The sequence below is a fragment of the Vibrio caribbeanicus ATCC BAA-2122 genome (assembly GCF_000165125.1).
Taxonomy (GTDB): domain Bacteria; phylum Pseudomonadota; class Gammaproteobacteria; order Enterobacterales; family Vibrionaceae; genus Vibrio; species Vibrio caribbeanicus.
This window is the reverse complement of sequence record NZ_AEIU01000083.1, coordinates 23,928-39,813: the sequence shown is the minus strand read 5'-3', so window position 1 is coordinate 39,813 and position 15,886 is coordinate 23,928. Positions and strand designations below refer to the sequence as shown.

The 15,886-nt window shown below is 43.1% G+C and carries 22 protein-coding genes and 1 pseudogene; 9 read left to right on the top strand and 14 right to left on the bottom strand.

Features of this window, described 5'->3' with window-relative positions; translation table 11 throughout:
- Position 1: 1 nt before the first annotated feature.
- From vscX to sctW, 4 genes are read right to left on the bottom strand one after another with little or no spacing between them, the layout of a single operon-like run.
- Entirely contained in the window at positions 2-379 is a 378-nt protein-coding gene (gene vscX / locus RH40_RS13140; RefSeq protein ID WP_009602032.1) for a type III secretion system protein VscX, read from the bottom strand.
- Positions 376-750, bottom strand: a complete 375-nt coding sequence (gene sycN, locus RH40_RS13135; protein WP_009602031.1) for a type III secretion chaperone SycN — start codon at positions 748-750, stop codon at positions 376-378. Before sycN ends, vscX begins: the two co-directional genes overlap by 4 nt.
- Positions 737-1,021, bottom strand: coding sequence for a TyeA family type III secretion system gatekeeper subunit (locus RH40_RS13130; protein WP_009602030.1), 285 nt, complete (start codon positions 1,019-1,021; stop codon positions 737-739). The genes sycN and RH40_RS13130 overlap by 14 nt, the downstream gene beginning before the upstream one ends.
- Complete coding sequence (gene sctW, locus RH40_RS13125) at positions 1,002-1,895, bottom strand: type III secretion system gatekeeper subunit SctW (protein ID WP_009602029.1); 894 nt, start codon at positions 1,893-1,895, stop codon at positions 1,002-1,004. Before sctW ends, RH40_RS13130 begins: the two co-directional genes overlap by 20 nt.
- Positions 1,896-2,082: 187 nt before the next feature.
- On the opposite strand from sctW, the gene sctN reads away from it, so the two are divergent.
- The 8 genes and pseudogenes from sctN to sctU all read left to right on the top strand — a co-directional run bounded on the left by sctN (position 2,083) and on the right by sctU (position 8,530).
- Entirely contained in the window at positions 2,083-3,405 is a 1,323-nt protein-coding gene (sctN, locus tag RH40_RS13120) for a type III secretion system ATPase SctN (RefSeq protein ID WP_039954720.1), read from the top strand.
- Positions 3,402-3,863 carry a type III secretion protein gene (locus RH40_RS13115; RefSeq protein WP_009602027.1) on the top strand — a complete coding sequence of 154 codons (462 nt, stop codon included), beginning with the start codon at positions 3,402-3,404 and terminating at the stop codon, positions 3,861-3,863. The genes sctN and RH40_RS13115 overlap by 4 nt, the downstream gene beginning before the upstream one ends.
- A 517-nt stretch (positions 3,864-4,380) precedes the next feature.
- Positions 4,381-4,788, top strand: a pseudogene (locus RH40_RS21320) (type III secretion system needle length determinant); the annotation flags it as partial.
- Positions 4,788-5,753, top strand: a complete 966-nt coding sequence (gene sctQ, locus RH40_RS13105; protein ID WP_009602025.1) for a type III secretion system cytoplasmic ring protein SctQ — start codon at positions 4,788-4,790, stop codon at positions 5,751-5,753. The pseudogene RH40_RS21320 and the gene sctQ, both read left to right, overlap by 1 nt.
- Positions 5,750-6,400, top strand: a complete 651-nt coding sequence (gene sctR, locus RH40_RS13100; RefSeq protein WP_009602024.1) for a type III secretion system export apparatus subunit SctR — start codon at positions 5,750-5,752, stop codon at positions 6,398-6,400. Before sctQ ends, sctR begins: the two co-directional genes overlap by 4 nt.
- Before the next feature lie 13 nt (positions 6,401-6,413).
- Positions 6,414-6,680 (top strand): type III secretion system export apparatus subunit SctS, encoded by a 267-nt coding sequence (gene sctS / locus RH40_RS13095; protein ID WP_009602023.1) that lies wholly within the window; start codon positions 6,414-6,416, stop codon positions 6,678-6,680.
- The gene (gene sctT, locus RH40_RS13090; protein WP_039954708.1) at positions 6,677-7,459 is read left to right on the top strand and encodes a type III secretion system export apparatus subunit SctT; all 783 of its coding nucleotides are present in this window, start codon (positions 6,677-6,679) and stop codon (positions 7,457-7,459) included. Before sctS ends, sctT begins: the two co-directional genes overlap by 4 nt.
- 18 nt (positions 7,460-7,477) lie before the next feature.
- Positions 7,478-8,530, top strand: coding sequence for a type III secretion system export apparatus subunit SctU (gene sctU, locus RH40_RS13085; protein ID WP_009602021.1), 1,053 nt, complete (start codon positions 7,478-7,480; stop codon positions 8,528-8,530).
- Between the two features lie 270 nt (positions 8,531-8,800).
- Here sctU and RH40_RS13080 read toward each other — a convergent pair whose 3' ends face one another.
- Complete coding sequence (locus RH40_RS13080) at positions 8,801-9,727, bottom strand: alpha/beta hydrolase (protein ID WP_009602020.1); 927 nt, start codon at positions 9,725-9,727, stop codon at positions 8,801-8,803.
- A 109-nt stretch (positions 9,728-9,836) separates the two neighbouring features.
- On the opposite strand from RH40_RS13080, the gene RH40_RS13075 reads away from it, so the two are divergent.
- Positions 9,837-10,754, top strand: coding sequence for a LysR family transcriptional regulator (locus tag RH40_RS13075; RefSeq protein ID WP_009602019.1), 918 nt, complete (start codon positions 9,837-9,839; stop codon positions 10,752-10,754).
- Positions 10,755-10,916: 162 nt separating this feature from the next.
- Here the strand turns inward: RH40_RS13075 and RH40_RS13070 are convergent, their stop codons facing one another.
- Genes RH40_RS13070 through sctD form a run of 9 tightly spaced genes read right to left on the bottom strand, consistent with a single transcriptional unit; the run spans position 10,917 to position 15,881 of the window.
- Positions 10,917-11,552, bottom strand: a complete 636-nt coding sequence (locus RH40_RS13070) for an HrpE/YscL family type III secretion apparatus protein (protein ID WP_009602018.1) — start codon at positions 11,550-11,552, stop codon at positions 10,917-10,919.
- A complete protein-coding gene (vscK, locus tag RH40_RS13065) occupies positions 11,531-12,175 on the bottom strand; it encodes a SctK family type III secretion system sorting platform protein VscK (protein ID WP_139056892.1) in 645 nt (214 codons plus the stop codon). Before vscK ends, RH40_RS13070 begins: the two co-directional genes overlap by 22 nt.
- Positions 12,176-12,188: 13 nt before the next feature.
- Positions 12,189-12,932, bottom strand: a complete 744-nt coding sequence (gene sctJ / locus RH40_RS13060; RefSeq protein ID WP_009602016.1) for a type III secretion system inner membrane ring lipoprotein SctJ — start codon at positions 12,930-12,932, stop codon at positions 12,189-12,191.
- Positions 12,933-12,934: 2 nt separating this feature from the next.
- Positions 12,935-13,288, bottom strand: a complete 354-nt coding sequence (gene sctI / locus RH40_RS13055) for a type III secretion system inner rod subunit SctI (protein ID WP_050790452.1) — start codon at positions 13,286-13,288, stop codon at positions 12,935-12,937.
- Positions 13,289-13,295: 7 nt separating this feature from the next.
- Positions 13,296-13,757, bottom strand: coding sequence for a YopR/YscH family type III secretion effector (locus RH40_RS13050; RefSeq protein ID WP_241209892.1), 462 nt, complete (start codon positions 13,755-13,757; stop codon positions 13,296-13,298).
- Positions 13,754-14,110: a YscG family type III secretion system chaperone gene (locus RH40_RS13045; protein WP_009602013.1), complete on the bottom strand. Its 357-nt coding sequence runs from the start codon at positions 14,108-14,110 to the stop codon at positions 13,754-13,756. Before RH40_RS13045 ends, RH40_RS13050 begins: the two co-directional genes overlap by 4 nt.
- A 3-nt stretch (positions 14,111-14,113) precedes the next feature.
- Positions 14,114-14,374 carry a type III secretion system needle filament subunit SctF gene (gene sctF / locus RH40_RS13040; protein WP_009602012.1) on the bottom strand — a complete coding sequence of 87 codons (261 nt, stop codon included), beginning with the start codon at positions 14,372-14,374 and terminating at the stop codon, positions 14,114-14,116.
- A gap of 9 nt (positions 14,375-14,383) precedes the next feature.
- The gene (locus RH40_RS13035) at positions 14,384-14,593 is read right to left on the bottom strand and encodes an EscE/YscE/SsaE family type III secretion system needle protein co-chaperone (RefSeq protein ID WP_009602011.1); all 210 of its coding nucleotides are present in this window, start codon (positions 14,591-14,593) and stop codon (positions 14,384-14,386) included.
- Positions 14,580-15,881: a type III secretion system inner membrane ring subunit SctD gene (gene sctD, locus RH40_RS13030; protein ID WP_009602010.1), complete on the bottom strand. Its 1,302-nt coding sequence runs from the start codon at positions 15,879-15,881 to the stop codon at positions 14,580-14,582. Before sctD ends, RH40_RS13035 begins: the two co-directional genes overlap by 14 nt.
- Between the last annotated feature and the right edge of the window lie 5 nt (positions 15,882-15,886).

Here is a 15,886-nt window from a genome sequence, read left to right as displayed (position 1 = left end):
CTTAAACCTGAATCAGTAGATTCAACGCAGTGATAAGATAGCGTTGATCTAATTGGGTGCTTTGCAATGTCTCCAAAGCTTGTTTAAAGGCCATATTTCCACTTTGCTGAGCCAGTTCTTGAAGTCGCTCTTGAGTGATATCAAATTGTTGGCGGTATTTGTCAGGACGGAGCAACTCAGAGTGAGAAAGTTTCGGCTTTGCTAAAGACATTAAATACTGCTCTGATGGTCGCAAATCGTAGAGTTTCTCTAAGTGCGTGGCTATCGCCTGCCCGTCAGGTAATAACTGAAAACGCTGAGGAAAATCACTTTCAATTTGCTCAAGAGAGACGTGAGTAAAGCCTTCAATACCAATATTTAATGTACTGACTCGACTCATACGTTCGCTACCTCATCGTGTAAACGAACCAGTAAATTAAAGGCTTGCTCAATCGTTGGCAAAGTCACATCCTCACCCACAATTTGCGCACAGAGAACCAAAGTTTGGTCATCCAACAATCCTGCTTTGATAAGAAATGGCCATCCCTGCCCTGCATGACAAAAGCTTAAGGCTCTCTTGAGTGGTTCACTGGACTGACGCCAATCGAGCGGTCTCGCCAGCATAAGAAATAGGCGATCTTGATACTTCTCAATATGCAGCGTACCACTTTGTTCAAAGCCGAGCTGAACACGCCCAGCCGACGAAAAATCGACAGCGTCAAGCCCCATACCGCGGCAAAAGTCATCCACTGATGTATCAATCCAAGTCATTGTCCCACATTTCCTCTTCTTCTTTATCTATCGCTTCATCAAGCGCTGCCTGTAACGCTTGTATTAGGTTTTGCCGCTGCTCTTGATCATTAAATACATCAATGGGAATCTGGCGCACCAATTTATGCAGTTCCCTCAAAAAGCTAATTTTCTGCTCACTTGAACCTAACTCCATAGAATCAACTAGGCTCCAAACTTCCTCGCTACCAACCCAGCGCTGTTCAATTAAATTAATGATATCTGACATTAAATCAGTGACTTGATAAGGCATGCTTTACTGGCTCTGATTTGAATATTTGGAAAATGTTGGTGACGAGTTCTTGAACCGTATTGAGTTTTCTCAGTTTTTGCATATCCGACATCAATTGCTGGAGTTTAACCGAGTCAATATTGCTGCCTTGAACGCTCAAATCTGAGCTCAGTGCTTGAAGCATAAAATCGACGGCATTAGCGACATCATTCCCACCAAATCTCTGCACAACATCATCGTATGCCGATCCCAAACTCTGATAGTCGTGCACAGCATCTCTATAGAAACCACGTAATTCATGCAGGCTACTAAATTGGTTCTCTTCGCTATATTCATTTGCAAAACTTGAAACACGAATATCTGTATCTATCCGAGACCAAGAGTCAGGTTCCTTCTCAATGCTGTCTATTGCTTTATCAATCAATACCAGCAGGTTTTTACTTTCTGGTTTAGAACCAAGAAATTCTTTTACCGCTTTCAATGCAAGGTACTGATGGCTTTTTTCTTCAGAAAACCCGTTCAAATAGGTTTGAAGTTGAGCAATAGTTGATATATTCCCCCCTGCCATCTTAGTGGCAAGGTCTTTAATCTTCTGGTTTTTTTCGAGATCTGGAACTTTTTTTAGATAGTCTGAAACCAGCTCGTGAGCTTCATTAACACGCGCTCCGTTATCTCTAACTTTACGTTTACCGAGATCTTTTTCCGCTTTTCCCGAGCCTAGTGTGGTCAGTTCTTCCATAGCATCCAGAAATGACTGAACTGAATTTTGTATACGAACAGTCTCGCCTCGATAATTACCACTTGTTGTTCCCGCTAAGCGCGAAGACTCAGCACCACTTCGAACTGACGAGTCAAAATTATTGCCTGTCGTAATTGGGTTGTTAATACCATTCATTCAATTGCAGCCTCTTCGTACATTTTGTGTGGATTATAAGAGTTCGATATGTCCGAGGCTGTCAAAATCAGACGTGTTTTTTTAGTACATCTTCAGTTTTCTAAAAACTCACGACCAATATTCACTATAAATGCCAAATGATCTTTTCTATCCTTCCACCATTCGTTACTCAACATGTTTTCTTAAATTGAACGACTTCGATTACATCACCGAAACTCAGCATTCTGCTATCAAGCAGACGCGCCTAATACAAATCCGCGGCCGAGTGACTCAAGTTACAGGTACCATCATCAAAGCGGTGGTGCCTGGGGTTCGTGTTGGTGAACTTTGTGAATTGCGCAACCCCGACCAAACTTTGTCATTGCTTGCCGAAGTGGTCGGTTTTCAACAGCATCACGCCTTATTGACCCCACTTGGCAATATGTTTGGCATCTCATCCAATACCGAAGTAAGCCCCTTGGGAAAAATGCACGAAGTCGGCGTTGGCGATCATCTTCTTGGAACCATATTGGATGGATTAGGACGTCCATTCGATGGAACTCAAGGTAAAGAGCCCAGTGCTTGGTATCCGGTATATAGGGATGCGCCACCACCAATGCAACGAAAGCTTATCGAGAAGCCGATTTCCATGGGTGTTCGCTCTATCGATGGCCTGCTCACTTGTGGAGAAGGACAAAGAATGGGCATTTTTGCAGCAGCAGGTGGCGGTAAGAGTACCTTACTTGCCAAGCTGATCCGTTCTGCTGACGTCGATGTGACTGTACTGGCACTTATTGGTGAGAGGGGCCGAGAAGTAAGAGAATTTATTGAACACGATCTCGGGGAAGAAGGCATGGCGAGATCGGTACTTGTGGTAGCGACTTCAGACAGACCAGCAATGGAAAGAGCAAAAGCAGCGTTTGTCGCCACATCTATCGCTGAGTATTTTCGCGATCAAGGAAAACGTGTTCTTCTTCTTATGGACTCAGTAACTCGTTTTGCGCGAGCTCAACGAGAAATAGGTCTCGCCGCAGGTGAGCCACCAACACGACGAGGCTATCCGCCATCAGTTTTCGCCGCTCTTCCAAAGTTGATGGAGCGCGCTGGTCAGTCAGACAAAGGCTCCATTACTGCTCTATATACTGTCTTGGTCGAGGGAGATGATATGACCGAGCCCGTTGCTGATGAAACTCGTTCAATACTTGATGGGCATATTATTCTCTCACGCAAGCTAGCGGCTATGAACCACTACCCCGCTATCGATGTGCTTCGCTCAGCAAGTCGAGTGATGAATCAGATTGTAGACAAAAGCCATCAAACTTCGGCGGCCCACATGCGCGAAATGTTGGCAAAGTACGAGGAAGTAGAGCTCTTGATAAAGATTGGAGAGTACCAACATGGCGCGGACAGCCGGGCCGACATGGCCATTGCACAGGGAGACGATATTCGTGCATTTCTTCGTCAAGGTACCCATGAGCCAAGTGAACTGGTAGAAACCATCACTCAATTAAGAGAACTTTCAGACGCATGATCGAACAGCTGTTGGAAATAAAAAAGATTCGTGCCGACCGAGCAGACCGCATGGTTCAACAACAAGAACATAAAGTGAGTAGTGCACGTGCTGTACTCCAACAATCTGAGCAATCCGTGGTTGATTATCGCCAGTGGCGCGAAGAGGAAGAGGACCGACGATTTGCCAAAGCAAAACAAAAGACCGTCGTATTGAAAGAACTCGAAATACTGCGTCAGGAAATTGCGCTTTTAAGGGAACGGGAAGCCGAATTAAAGCAGCGCACCGCAGAAGCCAAAAAAGCACTAGAGCAAGAAATAGAGAAACTGAACATAAAAAAGAAAGAAGCGCTAAGTGCCCATAAAACTAAAGAAAAATTTGTTCAATTGAACGAACAAGAAATGGCTGAGCAAGCCAATCAGTTGCAATACCGGGAAGAGCTCGAACAGGAAGAGTTTCGTAGCGTTGTGGTTTTATAGTTTGATTTCAAAGAGGACTAAGATGCAAATCAAATACAATTTTCAAGAGACATCGACATCTCCAGAACAAAACCAACAGAAGCATGAACAAAATGTCTCTGACGAGCTCGAATCTCGCTTTCAAGAAGCCCTGAAAGATAAGTCTAGCCGAGAGCAACAAGAGAAAATTAGGAAAAGAAACCAACAACAGCATAATAATGACAAAGAAATAAATAATGGCAAATCGCATTCCGACAAAGAAGTAGAACCAAATTTACTCAATACTCCGGAAAACCTGAATGCAGAAATAAACAATAAGCAAAAGCTAGCGGCTGAGGAGCATCACCATCGTCAAAGAAAAAAAATCATCGATGGAAAAGTTCAACAGCGGGATCCGGAACATACAGAAAAAGCAAGCGATGCAAAGCCTAAATCTGCTCCTGAGGAAGCCTATCCAAAAATACGTAAAGCTCAAGTTCGTCTAGATTCAGAACACAAGGCTGAGGTGCCTACTAACGCTGACAACCTGACCCCTTCAAGGACACAAGGTGACATAATTCTAAAAAGTCTCGAGGCGCAAGCGTCCCCAAAAGCAGTACGAGATGTAAACGAGTTAATCAGTCAGCTAGTCGATAAAATTTATGTTTCTTTACCAAAAGCAAACGACAAAGAAGTGAGACTGCTACTCAACGAAGGACTATTGAAAGGCGGTGAGATATCCATCAAGCAAGATAACTCTGGCTACAGTGTTTTGATCAAACAAGAGCATGCTCATTCTCTGATCAGTCAAAACGCTAGAGTTGAACTATCCGAGCGACTGCAACGCTTGGGGCTCGACCATCCAGTCCGAGTTAATATCAGTGAGCAGATGAACAATCAACACGACCAACAACATTCAAGACAACAACGCAATATTTATGATGAATGGAACCCTGAAGACGAATAATGATGCTTAATTTACCCAAAGTCGAGCCATCAAGTCTCGCACTAAGCAACCAATTGTGTACTAGGCAGTGCCACTTTCAAGACAGTCAAGATCATAGCCTATCAATCACACTTGGACCAAAGCCCGAGTTTAATGGCTATCGGTTGACACTGCTTATTGGCGGTCAAACTATTCAAATTGACTTTAGTAGTGCGCAACTACAGCAATGGCTCCACAATGTGCTCGACACAACGTCCTTCGACTCACTGCCCAATTCTCTGCAATTGGCATTACTCAATAACCAAATTGAGCCTTATGCCGATGTCATGAAGAGTTTGTTTGGACAGTTACCTGTGCTGAGCAATCTACAAACTCACCAACAAGAAACCCAACAGGACGATGTATTGATGCTATCTATCAACCGAGATGAGGCATCCCTCAGTTTGTGGGTTCACGAAGGTGCAGAGGGATTGATTGATGTGCTGCCCAAAGCGTCATCCAATCTAACTTCAACCATCACATTACCTTTTTGGTTAAGTTACGGAAAAACGCAATTAGCACTCAACCAGTTTGAACAATTGGAATTAGGTGATGTAGTGTTTTTCGATGAATGCCTCATCGCACACCATCAAGTTATTTTCCAAGTGTCGAATCAAAACCTTTATCGCTGTCAAATCGATGAAAATACACTCCATGTTTTAGAAAAAGAAACCAATATGAACGATATCACCAACAATGAAGCGCTAACAGACCACCAGCAACTCCCTGTAGAGCTCACCTTTGATGTGGGGCAACAAACCATCACTCTAGAGCAACTTAACTCTCTACAGCCAGGCTTTACTTTTGAGCTAAATCAACCCATATCTAGCCCAGTGACCATGAGAGCAAACGGTAAAATCATTGGGGAGTGTGAATTGGTTAATATCAATGAACGTTTGGGAGTCCGAGTGATTGAACTATTGGGTGAAACTCAGGAGCCAGCATGATCGAGTTACCTGATGAACTGAATCTCATTGTTTCGCTTGCCTTGCTTGCCCTGGTTCCTTTCATCGCGATGATGGCAACCTCCTTCGTCAAGCTTGCCGTGGTATTCTCACTATTGAGAAACGCTTTGGGGGTTCAACAAATTCCACCCAATATGGCAATGTATGGACTTGCAATTATTCTTTCGATATTCATTATGGCGCCAGTAGGCTTTGAGACCTATGACTACGTAAAGCAAAATGAAATATCACTGGAAGATCCAGAGAGTATTGAAGGCGTCATTGATAATGGATTACAGCCGTACAGAGAATTCCTAAAAAAACACATTCGTGAAACCGAATCAGTGTTTTTTACCGATGCAGCAAGAGCATTATGGCCAAAGAAATACGTTGAGCGCCTAGAAACAGATAGTTTATTGCTATTATTACCTGCCTTCACAGTGAGTGAATTAACTCGAGCATTTGAGATAGGGTTTCTATTGTATTTACCCTTCATTGCGATCGACTTGATCGTATCCAACATTTTGCTCGCAATGGGTATGATGATGGTTTCACCTATGACCATTTCATTGCCTTTCAAATTGCTGTTATTTGTTCTTTTAGATGGTTGGACCAAGCTAACCCATGGTCTAGTGCTCAGTTACGGATAACAGGAGAAATATCATGAGTTCAGCTGAAATTATTCACCTTACCACTCAGGCGCTTACTCTAGTTTTGTTCTTGTCATTACCGCCTATTTTAGTCGCGACATTTGTTGGTACTCTGGTCTCATTGATCCAAGCATTAACTCAGGTGCAAGAGCAAACGTTGGGCTTTGCGGTCAAGCTTGTTGCTGTCATCGTTACTCTATTTGTCACAACCCAATGGCTCGGTGCCGAACTGCACTCTTTTTCAACATTGATTTTGAACAAAATTCCGCAAATACGATGACTTACGACGACTTGCAACAATCACTTTTTCTGTACACCTTGACGCTGCCGAGGCTGATCGCGTGCTTCATATTTCTGCCAATTCTAAACAAGCAAACACTTGGTGGAACTATGATCAGAAACGGTGTCTTGTGCTCCATTGCACTTTTTATCTTTCCTATGGTTCAGCAACAAGATTTACCTGCCGAAGCGGATGGGCTCTGGTTAATGGTTATCTTGGGAAAAGAAGTGCTATTGGGCTTGCTGATTGGTTTTTTTGCCGCCATTCCTTTTTGGGCAATCGACGCTGCAGGCTTTCTTGTAGATAACCAAAGAGGTGCAGCAATGGCCAGTATGTTCAACCCAACACTCGGCGGTCAATCGACACCCACAGCGGTATTGTTAACTCAAACTCTGATCACTTTATTTTTTTCCAGTGGTGGGTTTGTCGTTTTCATGTACGCACTGTTTACTAGTTACACTTCATGGCCTGTGATGATCTTTTTCCCCACAGTCACGGACGCTTGGGTAAGTTTCTTCTACGCCCAGTTTGAACAATTACTGTTGCTCGGTGTTCTAATGTCTGCTCCACTAGTTCTCGCTATGTTTTTAGCCGAATTTGGACTCGCCCTCATCAGTCGTTTCGCACCACAATTGAACGTGTTCTCTCTTGCAATGCCAATCAAAAGTGCCGTCGCCAGCGTTTTACTCATTGTTTACGTAGGCCTGATGATGAACCACTTTGAATCGCTCTTTTCAGAGATTGCACTTTTTAAAGAACAACTCAACACCATTTGGTAATCGTAAAAAGGATTGACTATGAGTGGAGAAAAGACTGAACTTCCCACCCCCAAAAAACTCAGGGATGCACGTCAAAAAGGACAAGTAGCCAAAAGTCAGGAAGTCGTTTCATCGACTTTGATCCTGGCACTAGTCGCAGTGTTATTTGCGTTTTCAGATTACTATATGTCACATATATCCGCTTTAATGCTATTACCAAGCAAGCTGGCCTATCAAGGTTTTCAGGATGCCTTAGTCGACGTTGCTATTGCCATGGCAGAGGAAATAATTTATCTGCTAGCCCCTATCCTTTTAGTCACAGTATTGGTTACCATAGTGTCAAATATGGGCCAATTCGGTCTGCTTTTTAGTGCTCACTCCGTCAAGCCTGAGATAAAGAAAATCAACCCGGCAGAAGGTGCAAAGCGGATTTTTTCAATGAAAAGTCTGGTTGATTTTATTAAGTCGATTCTCAAAGTATCTCTACTATCATGCATTATTTGGATAACACTAAAGGGCAACTTAAACACCTTACTTAATATTCCCAATTGTGGCCTGAACTGCGTCCCTATAATCACTGGGGTATTAGTCCAGCAATTGATGTTCATCTCTGCCATCGGTTTTATTATTATCGCAGCAGTAGATTATGCCTATCAGAAATACGAGCATACCAAACAATTAAAAATGAGTAAGGACGAAGTAAAGCGTGAATACAAAGAGATGGAAGGGAGCCCAGAAATAAAAAGTGCACGTCGGCAATTCCACCAAGAACTGCAATCCTCTACTCAAAGGGATAATGTCAAACGGTCCAATGTGTTGGTCACTAACCCAACTCATATCGCCATTGGCTTGTACTATAAAAAAGGAGAGACTCCATTACCTGTCATTACGCTTAAAGAGACAGATGCGATGGCTAAACGCATGATTGCCCTTGCCCGTGAGGAAGGTATTCCCGTCATGCAAAAAGTACCACTCGCTCGTGCCCTATACGCTGATGGGCAGCTCGATCAGTACATTCCTGGCGAGCTTATCGAAGCAACCGCAGAGATCCTCAGATGGGTCGAATCTCTTGAGCATGATGATAAAGTCTAGCAAGTCAATGGTAAATGAACTAACAACGCTTGATCATCATAGGGAAAGCTTAATTCTAGAGTGACTTAAGCATACATTTTTATTAGATGTGGACCATCGGCCTATCTCTATCAAGATTGAAAATATCACATGATATACCATATAAGTTCGATGCTGTTGATGATAAAGAAAGACGCGCATGTACGGTGCGCGCCCTAGCTTAATCGATTCATAATTTCGTCTTAACGTGCGGCGATAGAAATTATAAAGCTTCTATGAAAAAAGCCATGGTCAGGCATTCATATGTTTCAACAGATAGGCAAGAACATCATTATTTTCATCAAGGAGATTTTCTATCACATCAAGATGGTCACACCGGCTAGCAAGGAAAATACTACATTCCTGTTGGCTATCAATAACCTTGGCATGATATTCCTTGGTTTGACGGAAAAATTCCGGAGTATCAAACTCTGGGACTATAAGATGCAGGTGGCTTAAGGTTTGATTAGATGGAAAGCCACTCAGTAATGGACTGACCTTCTCTGCAGATAATGAGCTCATGTTAATACTGTCGTTGACAAAACTATTTACCAGCGGACGAATATCAAAAAGCCCTGCGATGGAGAATACGTCTTTAAGTTTCTGCTGAGCCTCTTGTGTGACACTAAATTCGCTCCAATCGGTTTTATGCAGCATCGAGACCAAATGGCCACCAGCCGAATGTCCGACCAAATATACAGCAGGTGCTCTATTTTCAACAGCAAGGTTCAAAATCTCTGCAACGGCAAGTTGCATCTGTTTGAGAATAGATTCCATCGGTGCATCATTGCTCCAATCTTGAGCCATTCTATATCCTGGCATATAAACGGCAAACCCATGTTGATTAAAAGGTTCAGCAATAAAACCAAATTGCTCTTTTGAAAACCATTGCCACCAGCCACCATGGATGTATACAACCACAGGTGCATCTTGAGCAACACCTTGGGTTCTGTAGATGTCTATTGTGCCAGAAAATTCGCCTTCACCAAATGTTCTCTGGCTCAGCCCTCCTGAGACAGTAGCTCTGTAGCGTTCGCTGTTTTGATTGGTAAACTCAATATGTTTTGGTAAGAGCTCCTCGGTAGGTAATCTTGGAGTCCACAAGGTTGGATTATATTGTTCATCAGCCAACTCGCGAGTGAAACATTGAGCCACCGAATTTAGAGATATTTTAGTCATTGATAGGTCCTCTGGGTTGATTGAGGACATTATTAATGATTATATTGGTTTACAAAAGATAGCAAATCCCACAAGAACTGTTTGATATTTTTAAACTATGAATAAATACATGCGTCATATGATCATCTTCACGAAAATCGTGGAGACAGGGTCCATTACTTCTGCTGCTCGTGAACTGGGGGTCGGGAAGTCAGTTGTTAGCCAACATCTTAGAACATTGGAGGAGGCACTTGGTGTCTTGTTGCTCAAACGCTCGACACGCCAGCAACTGCTTACTCCAATGGGAGTCGAGTTTTTTGAACGGTGTAAAAAAATAAGTGCACTTGTTGATGAAGCATGGGATCTAGCAAGAGTGAGTCAGATTGAACCCAAAGGCACGGTAAAGATCAGTTCACCTCATGCGCTGATAGAACCGGTTATATCTCCCGCGATTGGGCATTTAGTCAGTATTTATCCAGATTTGGTTCCGACAATTTTGGCAAACGATGGCAGCGTTGACTTGTTTGAAACAGGCGCAGATATTGCCATCCATGTCGGAGCTTTACCATCAAGTGAGTACAAACAACGCCGGCTTGGTAGCTTAAAAAAAATACTTTGTGCCAGTCCTGCATACATTCAACGCCACAATTTAAGTCTTGCAAAACTCATAAAAGAACCTTCGCTCCTGCTTGCGTGTGACTATGTCGCTAATATCTGGGAGGGTAAAGCGATTCACTATACTTTAGAGCACTCATCATCAGCTCACCGGATTGAAGTGTCATTGCAAGCTAGTCGCTTTAATGATTCCGTCCATTCAGTTATTGCCATGGTCCAAGCGGGGGCTGGTATAGCATTGATTCCGGAATTCATGTTTGAGAGCTTGCAACGTCAAGGCACATTAGAAAGTGTCTATCCAGGGTACGCACTTCCTGCTGTTCCCATATACGCGGTGCATAATTACGGCAATACGCCCCCTTTAAATGCAACCATGTGTACTGACTTTATCGAACGTCAGTTAACAAAGCTTAACTCACCAATATCCCTGTAGTTATTTTTGTGTCAGCGTAAACTTGACAGTTAAGATCTCAAAGCCCTGCGACCTTTGGGTAGATGACTAGATGGTACTTTCCATAAAGCCGTCAGTGGTATATTCATCATAAAACAGCTAAAGCTCTAACTGTGAACTTTAGCGTTTCAGGTGTTGAGAGAACTAAGATTGTATCTGCTGGCGTTCACTGAGTTGCTTGGCCATTGCTTGTTTGAGTGCTTGTAACTGTCCATCGATACTTGCATCGATAATACCAACTTCGGTTTCCAAGATACATCCGCCATGTTTAAGACGCGCATCCGAAATAACTTCTACGTAACCCACTTCAGGGAAATCACTCAATATCGAAGACACTCTTTCCCTCACCTCAGTCACTTGATCGGGATGGACGTGCAAAATCACTTGTTTTTGGTTACTGACCAATTGCAGAGCTTCTCTCACCGCACTGGCTGTAATATCAACATCATCAAAACTGCTGATGATTTTTCTTACCGCGTCTAGCACAACCCCTGTCATTTTTTCTTCGACTTGCAAGTAGTATTCATTGCACCGAGAGAGTGTCGCCAGCATGGTCTCAGCATGTTCCACTTTGGCCTTTTCAAGACCGTCTTGATAGCCTCGTTGTTTTTCTAATTCAAACGCATCCCTGGCTTCTGCAATGATACTTTCTGCTTTAGATTGGGCGGCATCAACAAGGTACTGTGAATCCAAATAACTCACATAATCTTTCGCTTTAAGCACCTTGAGCCCCGGTGCTAATTGCAGATTGTCGGTTTTTATTTCAACAAATGAAACCATTGAGGGATTACCTGTTTTGCGATTTTCTTTATAAGTCGGTAGGCAAGATCGCGATGCGTATCATCGAACCAATCTGCACTGAGGTCTGATTGAGTATATTGACGATCAAGCTTCAGCTGCCACCGTTGTAGTAACTCTGGGGGCGAATTTACCAATAAAAAATGCACCCACAAATAGCCAAGCTCTCGAGCATCTTTTTCAAAGCTCGCTTCATCAATCGTGGCTGGCAAGTTCCTTTGCCAACCGCTTGGCCATTTTGAAATTAGCATCGGTCCTTGCTGAATCAAAAAACGGGTTTCATCCGCACCAAAAATATGATTCAGAGACCGCTTTGGCTGCTTTAAGATTACTTGGCGCATCGACTCACAATGCATAACCCCACCAAGCATCAATAGCAATTGATTCATTGGCTCTGGGGGCAATAATACTAAACTATGATAGCGCTGGTTGAAGACATGTTCGGTGATCGAAGACAAGCGCCAATGATCAATACACCACTGGTTTACCCTTGCCTGTTTTCGCCAATCTTGCAACCGCAATATCCAAGGCTGGCTCTCTTTCAACCAACTTTCATCAATATAACTGCAAGGACAATAGTTAAGTTGATGTTGCAACTGAGCCATAGGTAATTCTGGACTAACCACCTTTCACATTCCTACGACACCACAGAAAAGTGGCCAAATTAGAACCGAGAAGGAGTAATGCCAGCAGTACAAGCAGCATAATCAGATTACTTGCCGTATCTTTAGTCACTTCAATCGACAAAATATTTTCAAACTGTTTCACTTTAGAGGTCAAGCGAGCTTCGGAAGATGGCACCATAACCACACTGATCCGGTCATAATTGAGACCCTCGATGCTGTTATTCACTAGCAATTTAATTTGCGGTACATAAGAGTCCAACGCAATATCTGCTGCATGCTTTATAAATACAGAGGCAGAAGCTGGCGTCGGGCGTTCTCCAGGACGCAATTCCTCTTCTTCTAAAACAACATGAACACGGGCAACCAATACTCCATCTATTTGAGATAACGTGGCCGATAACTCTTGAGATTTTGCGTAGATAAGCCTCGCACGTTCCGCAAGAGGAGACGAAATCAAATCGTCTTTTGGAAAGACATCTTTTAACGTTGAAAACTGCTCGCGTGGATAACCATTGCGCTTGAGTACATCCACTGCAAACGCAATTTGAGCATTATCTACCATCAACTTTACAGTATTATCTTTATCAGGTTCTTTACTCGCAACAACGCCCTCAGAAAGTAGGATAGATAACATCTCGTTACCCTCTTTCTGATCAACCCCTGTATACAGCTCCGCTTGGCACCCAACCAAACACAAAACCATCGATAGCCAAACTGTACGCATTATTTTCGTCATGACTACTGTGCCTTCAATATTGTTTCTGCATTTTGCGTCGTTTTACCCACTGTCTTAGCAATCAGCTCCTGCTGAAAGGTTACACGCATTAATTCAAATTGTGTTTGCATCAACATGGCAGGATTATCACCCGCTGCTTCGAGAGTTTTACGCAGGTCAACTTTTGCGCTATCTATAGAGTTTTTCATTTCACTGATACTTTCTATTAATCCGCCGCCAATACCTTCCCCAGCTTGTGGTGTCATCATGGCTTGTTCAAAGCGTTCGCTGAGTTGACCAACGTCCTCTTTATCTTGGACCTCTTGAACTTGTTCAAGGGTCGTTTGTATCGTTTCACTAAACTGATTACTCATCAAATCCATATTATTCAAGATCCAATTTGTGGCTATATGTGACAAGGTTTTTTATCATGGCATTGGTTTGTATAAGAAAACCCCACTCTTTTTGCACCAAGTCCATCAATGGCGCTTGCCCAGGGTCACCTTTCTCTTTCAACGCCTTCAAGCTATGAATAAGAGCCTGTTCTTTGTGTTTACCAAGCGAAAAGTGTTCTGATAGCAAAGCTTTTAGCTCTTGGCGATCTTTCGGCATCTTGGCCATCAGATCATTTAAAAATCGATCAAATGAGTCATCCTTGACCGATGGTGTACTGATTTCTGATGACACATTGCTGTCTGGCGTTTTTTCTCTAGACGATACCCTCTTGTCAGAGGTTCTATCACTCATCAATCGAGCCATCTTATTTACATCATCAGCGCTCACTGGAGACAATGTCGCTTCTTGATCTTGCCAATTAATCGACGCACTTGGTTCAACCTTCATCATAAACTCCTAAGGTCTTGTGAAAAGCTCATTGAAAAAGCTTGATCCTCCCCGCTGCCCTTTAAAGCAATGTCTAACCAGTACTCGGCTTTACTCTTGAGCCCTGCTTTTCCAGCGGCCAATGCAGCCAAACTCACCAGATTCGGCAAGCTTGCACAAAGAGGCTCAAGAAAAGCATGGGCTTCTTGGTACAAACCGCGATTCATCAAGTTCAATGCTCGAATCATGGCGACAACGCTTTCTTCAACGCCTTGTGAATCAAGGTATTCAGCAATTGTTTCTGCCTCTTGATGGCGGTGTATACCTGTTGCCATCAAACCCACTTCAGCAAGAAGTAAATGCATTTCTTTATTCATAGGTTAAATTTTCTGAAGAATTGACTGCATAACATCTTTGATGGCACGAGTGGTGGTTGCACTCAGGTTAAAGGTCACCGTCCATTTATTAATAGAATGTTGCAGCTCTGCAAGTAATGCAGGATCATCTGGTTTATTTTTTAAGGCAGTAATCTTGTCGTTAACGTCCTGACTCGCATCATTGGCAGCCCCACTAAAGATGTCTTTAATTTGGTCTAGGTCAAGTTTTCCGGATTCAAATTTACCATTTGTTGCTGAAGCCATTGTACGTTCCTATTGTTGATTAGATTGAAAATTTTCAATTACGGTCAAAGCGGCCTCATAGGCATTATGCTGCTTAACCAATAACTGATACTCAGAAGGTGCGCATCCAAGGTCTAATTGGCGTTTTACATCAGATAATGCCTGCCTAAACTTGAGGCTGAGCACCTCTTTCTGCTCTTTACCCGAGTCACTTTGTAATAACTGCTCAAGATTTGTCATTGGTATTTTTTCCTCTGTCTCCCAATTCAATGGCGATCACTTGCCCGCCCTTTATCAACTCGATACTTTCAGGAGTCACACTCGAAATGCGATACCCTTGAGGCGTGCGCGACCCCACCATATAACGAACATTGTCTGTAAGAATAACGTAAGGAACTCGACCAAAATTTACGCTGCGAAATGGAAAATCAATATTGGTTCCCTTACTCACCTTGGGGATTGACTTTAAAACTAAATACGGTTTTTCCCCAACTTGCTCACGAAATTCTCTTGTTATACTGTAAAAACGAGTGGTCTCAATATCATCAAGTTCTCCGCGAACTTCCACACGGTCATCACTTGTGACTAACTGTACTTTTTCGAGCAACTCAGCTTTCTTTAACAACTCTTTCAGCGTCTCCATGTATGCATCGGCTCTTTGCAGATCGACCTTCCATGCCACTAATCCCGGCACGTCTCTTTCTAATATTTGTTCGACTTGATTCCAACTGCCCGCATCATCTATGTAGCCTGTCAGCAAAAGAGTTCCCGTCTCTTCACCATTTTCCACCTTGATTTGGTGATAGCCTAGATTGCGCAAGATAAAGCGTACCGCTCGTCGAATTTCCGCCATTGTTCTCAGATCGCTTTTATAATTGATCCCTAACGAGTCGATTCTTCTCAGAAACTGCAGTTTTGTCGTACTATCTTCAACATAGCCTTCAAGCATCGCTTGACGAGCTGTTGCGTTCCATTCGACACGAATATCCTCCAACTTCAGTTCATCAAGAATATCGCGCACCACCACAATCGGCTCTGCTTGATTGGTAACTTCATCATCAGCAGCGTATATTTGGTGATACCAAATACTGGCGAATATTGCGCTTGGTAAAAGGCTGAATAACAGTCCAGAGAACAGTGACTTTCTCCAACCCGATGATTTTTTCTGAGTTAACGAACGTGATGTTTTTTCTTCAACATTGGTTGTCGTCTCAAAAATCAAATCATCTTCTAGATGGCCAATCGCAAACGTTAATTGCCCAACCGAAACTAAGCTATTCCGAGTTAATTCGATACCTTCAGAAGTCAGTTCAACAGGCTCCTGATTAACCGAGACGTCTTCACAGTCTTTGAGTACAACGTTGTCGTTGTCACATACTAAAATCAGATGGCTCGCGTTTACCCCAGAGTCAGTCAACACTAGGTCGGCGATAAAATCATCACTACCTATCACCAATGAATCATTGGGTAGGGTTACCTCTACTCCGGAATGAACTCCGGAGAGAATACGAATTTTCCACTGCTGCATCGAGG

Coding starts and splice junctions, on each gene's coding strand:
- vscX (WP_009602032.1), bottom strand. CDS start 379: ATGAGTCGAGTCAGTACATTAAATATTGGTATTGAAGGCTTTACTCAC.
- sycN (WP_009602031.1), bottom strand. CDS start 750: ATGACTTGGATTGATACATCAGTGGATGACTTTTGCCGCGGTATGGGG.
- RH40_RS13130 (WP_009602030.1), bottom strand. CDS start 1,021: ATGCCTTATCAAGTCACTGATTTAATGTCAGATATCATTAATTTAATT.
- sctW (WP_009602029.1), bottom strand. CDS start 1,895: ATGAATGGTATTAACAACCCAATTACGACAGGCAATAATTTTGACTCG.
- RH40_RS13115 (WP_009602027.1), top strand. CDS start 3,402: ATGATCGAACAGCTGTTGGAAATAAAAAAGATTCGTGCCGACCGAGCA.
- sctQ (WP_009602025.1), top strand. CDS start 4,788: ATGATGCTTAATTTACCCAAAGTCGAGCCATCAAGTCTCGCACTAAGC.
- sctR (WP_009602024.1), top strand. CDS start 5,750: ATGATCGAGTTACCTGATGAACTGAATCTCATTGTTTCGCTTGCCTTG.
- sctS (WP_009602023.1), top strand. CDS start 6,414: ATGAGTTCAGCTGAAATTATTCACCTTACCACTCAGGCGCTTACTCTA.
- sctT (WP_039954708.1), top strand. CDS start 6,677: ATGACTTACGACGACTTGCAACAATCACTTTTTCTGTACACCTTGACG.
- sctU (WP_009602021.1), top strand. CDS start 7,478: ATGAGTGGAGAAAAGACTGAACTTCCCACCCCCAAAAAACTCAGGGAT.
- RH40_RS13080 (WP_009602020.1), bottom strand. CDS start 9,727: ATGACTAAAATATCTCTAAATTCGGTGGCTCAATGTTTCACTCGCGAG.
- RH40_RS13075 (WP_009602019.1), top strand. CDS start 9,837: ATGCGTCATATGATCATCTTCACGAAAATCGTGGAGACAGGGTCCATT.
- RH40_RS13070 (WP_009602018.1), bottom strand. CDS start 11,552: ATGGTTTCATTTGTTGAAATAAAAACCGACAATCTGCAATTAGCACCG.
- vscK (WP_139056892.1), bottom strand. CDS start 12,175: ATGGCTCAGTTGCAACATCAACTTAACTATTGTCCTTGCAGTTATATT.
- sctJ (WP_009602016.1), bottom strand. CDS start 12,932: ATGACGAAAATAATGCGTACAGTTTGGCTATCGATGGTTTTGTGTTTG.
- RH40_RS13050 (WP_241209892.1), bottom strand. CDS start 13,757: ATGATGAAGGTTGAACCAAGTGCGTCGATTAATTGGCAAGATCAAGAA.
- RH40_RS13045 (WP_009602013.1), bottom strand. CDS start 14,110: ATGAATAAAGAAATGCATTTACTTCTTGCTGAAGTGGGTTTGATGGCA.
- sctF (WP_009602012.1), bottom strand. CDS start 14,374: ATGGCTTCAGCAACAAATGGTAAATTTGAATCCGGAAAACTTGACCTA.
- RH40_RS13035 (WP_009602011.1), bottom strand. CDS start 14,593: ATGACAAATCTTGAGCAGTTATTACAAAGTGACTCGGGTAAAGAGCAG.
- sctD (WP_009602010.1), bottom strand. CDS start 15,881: ATGCAGCAGTGGAAAATTCGTATTCTCTCCGGAGTTCATTCCGGAGTA.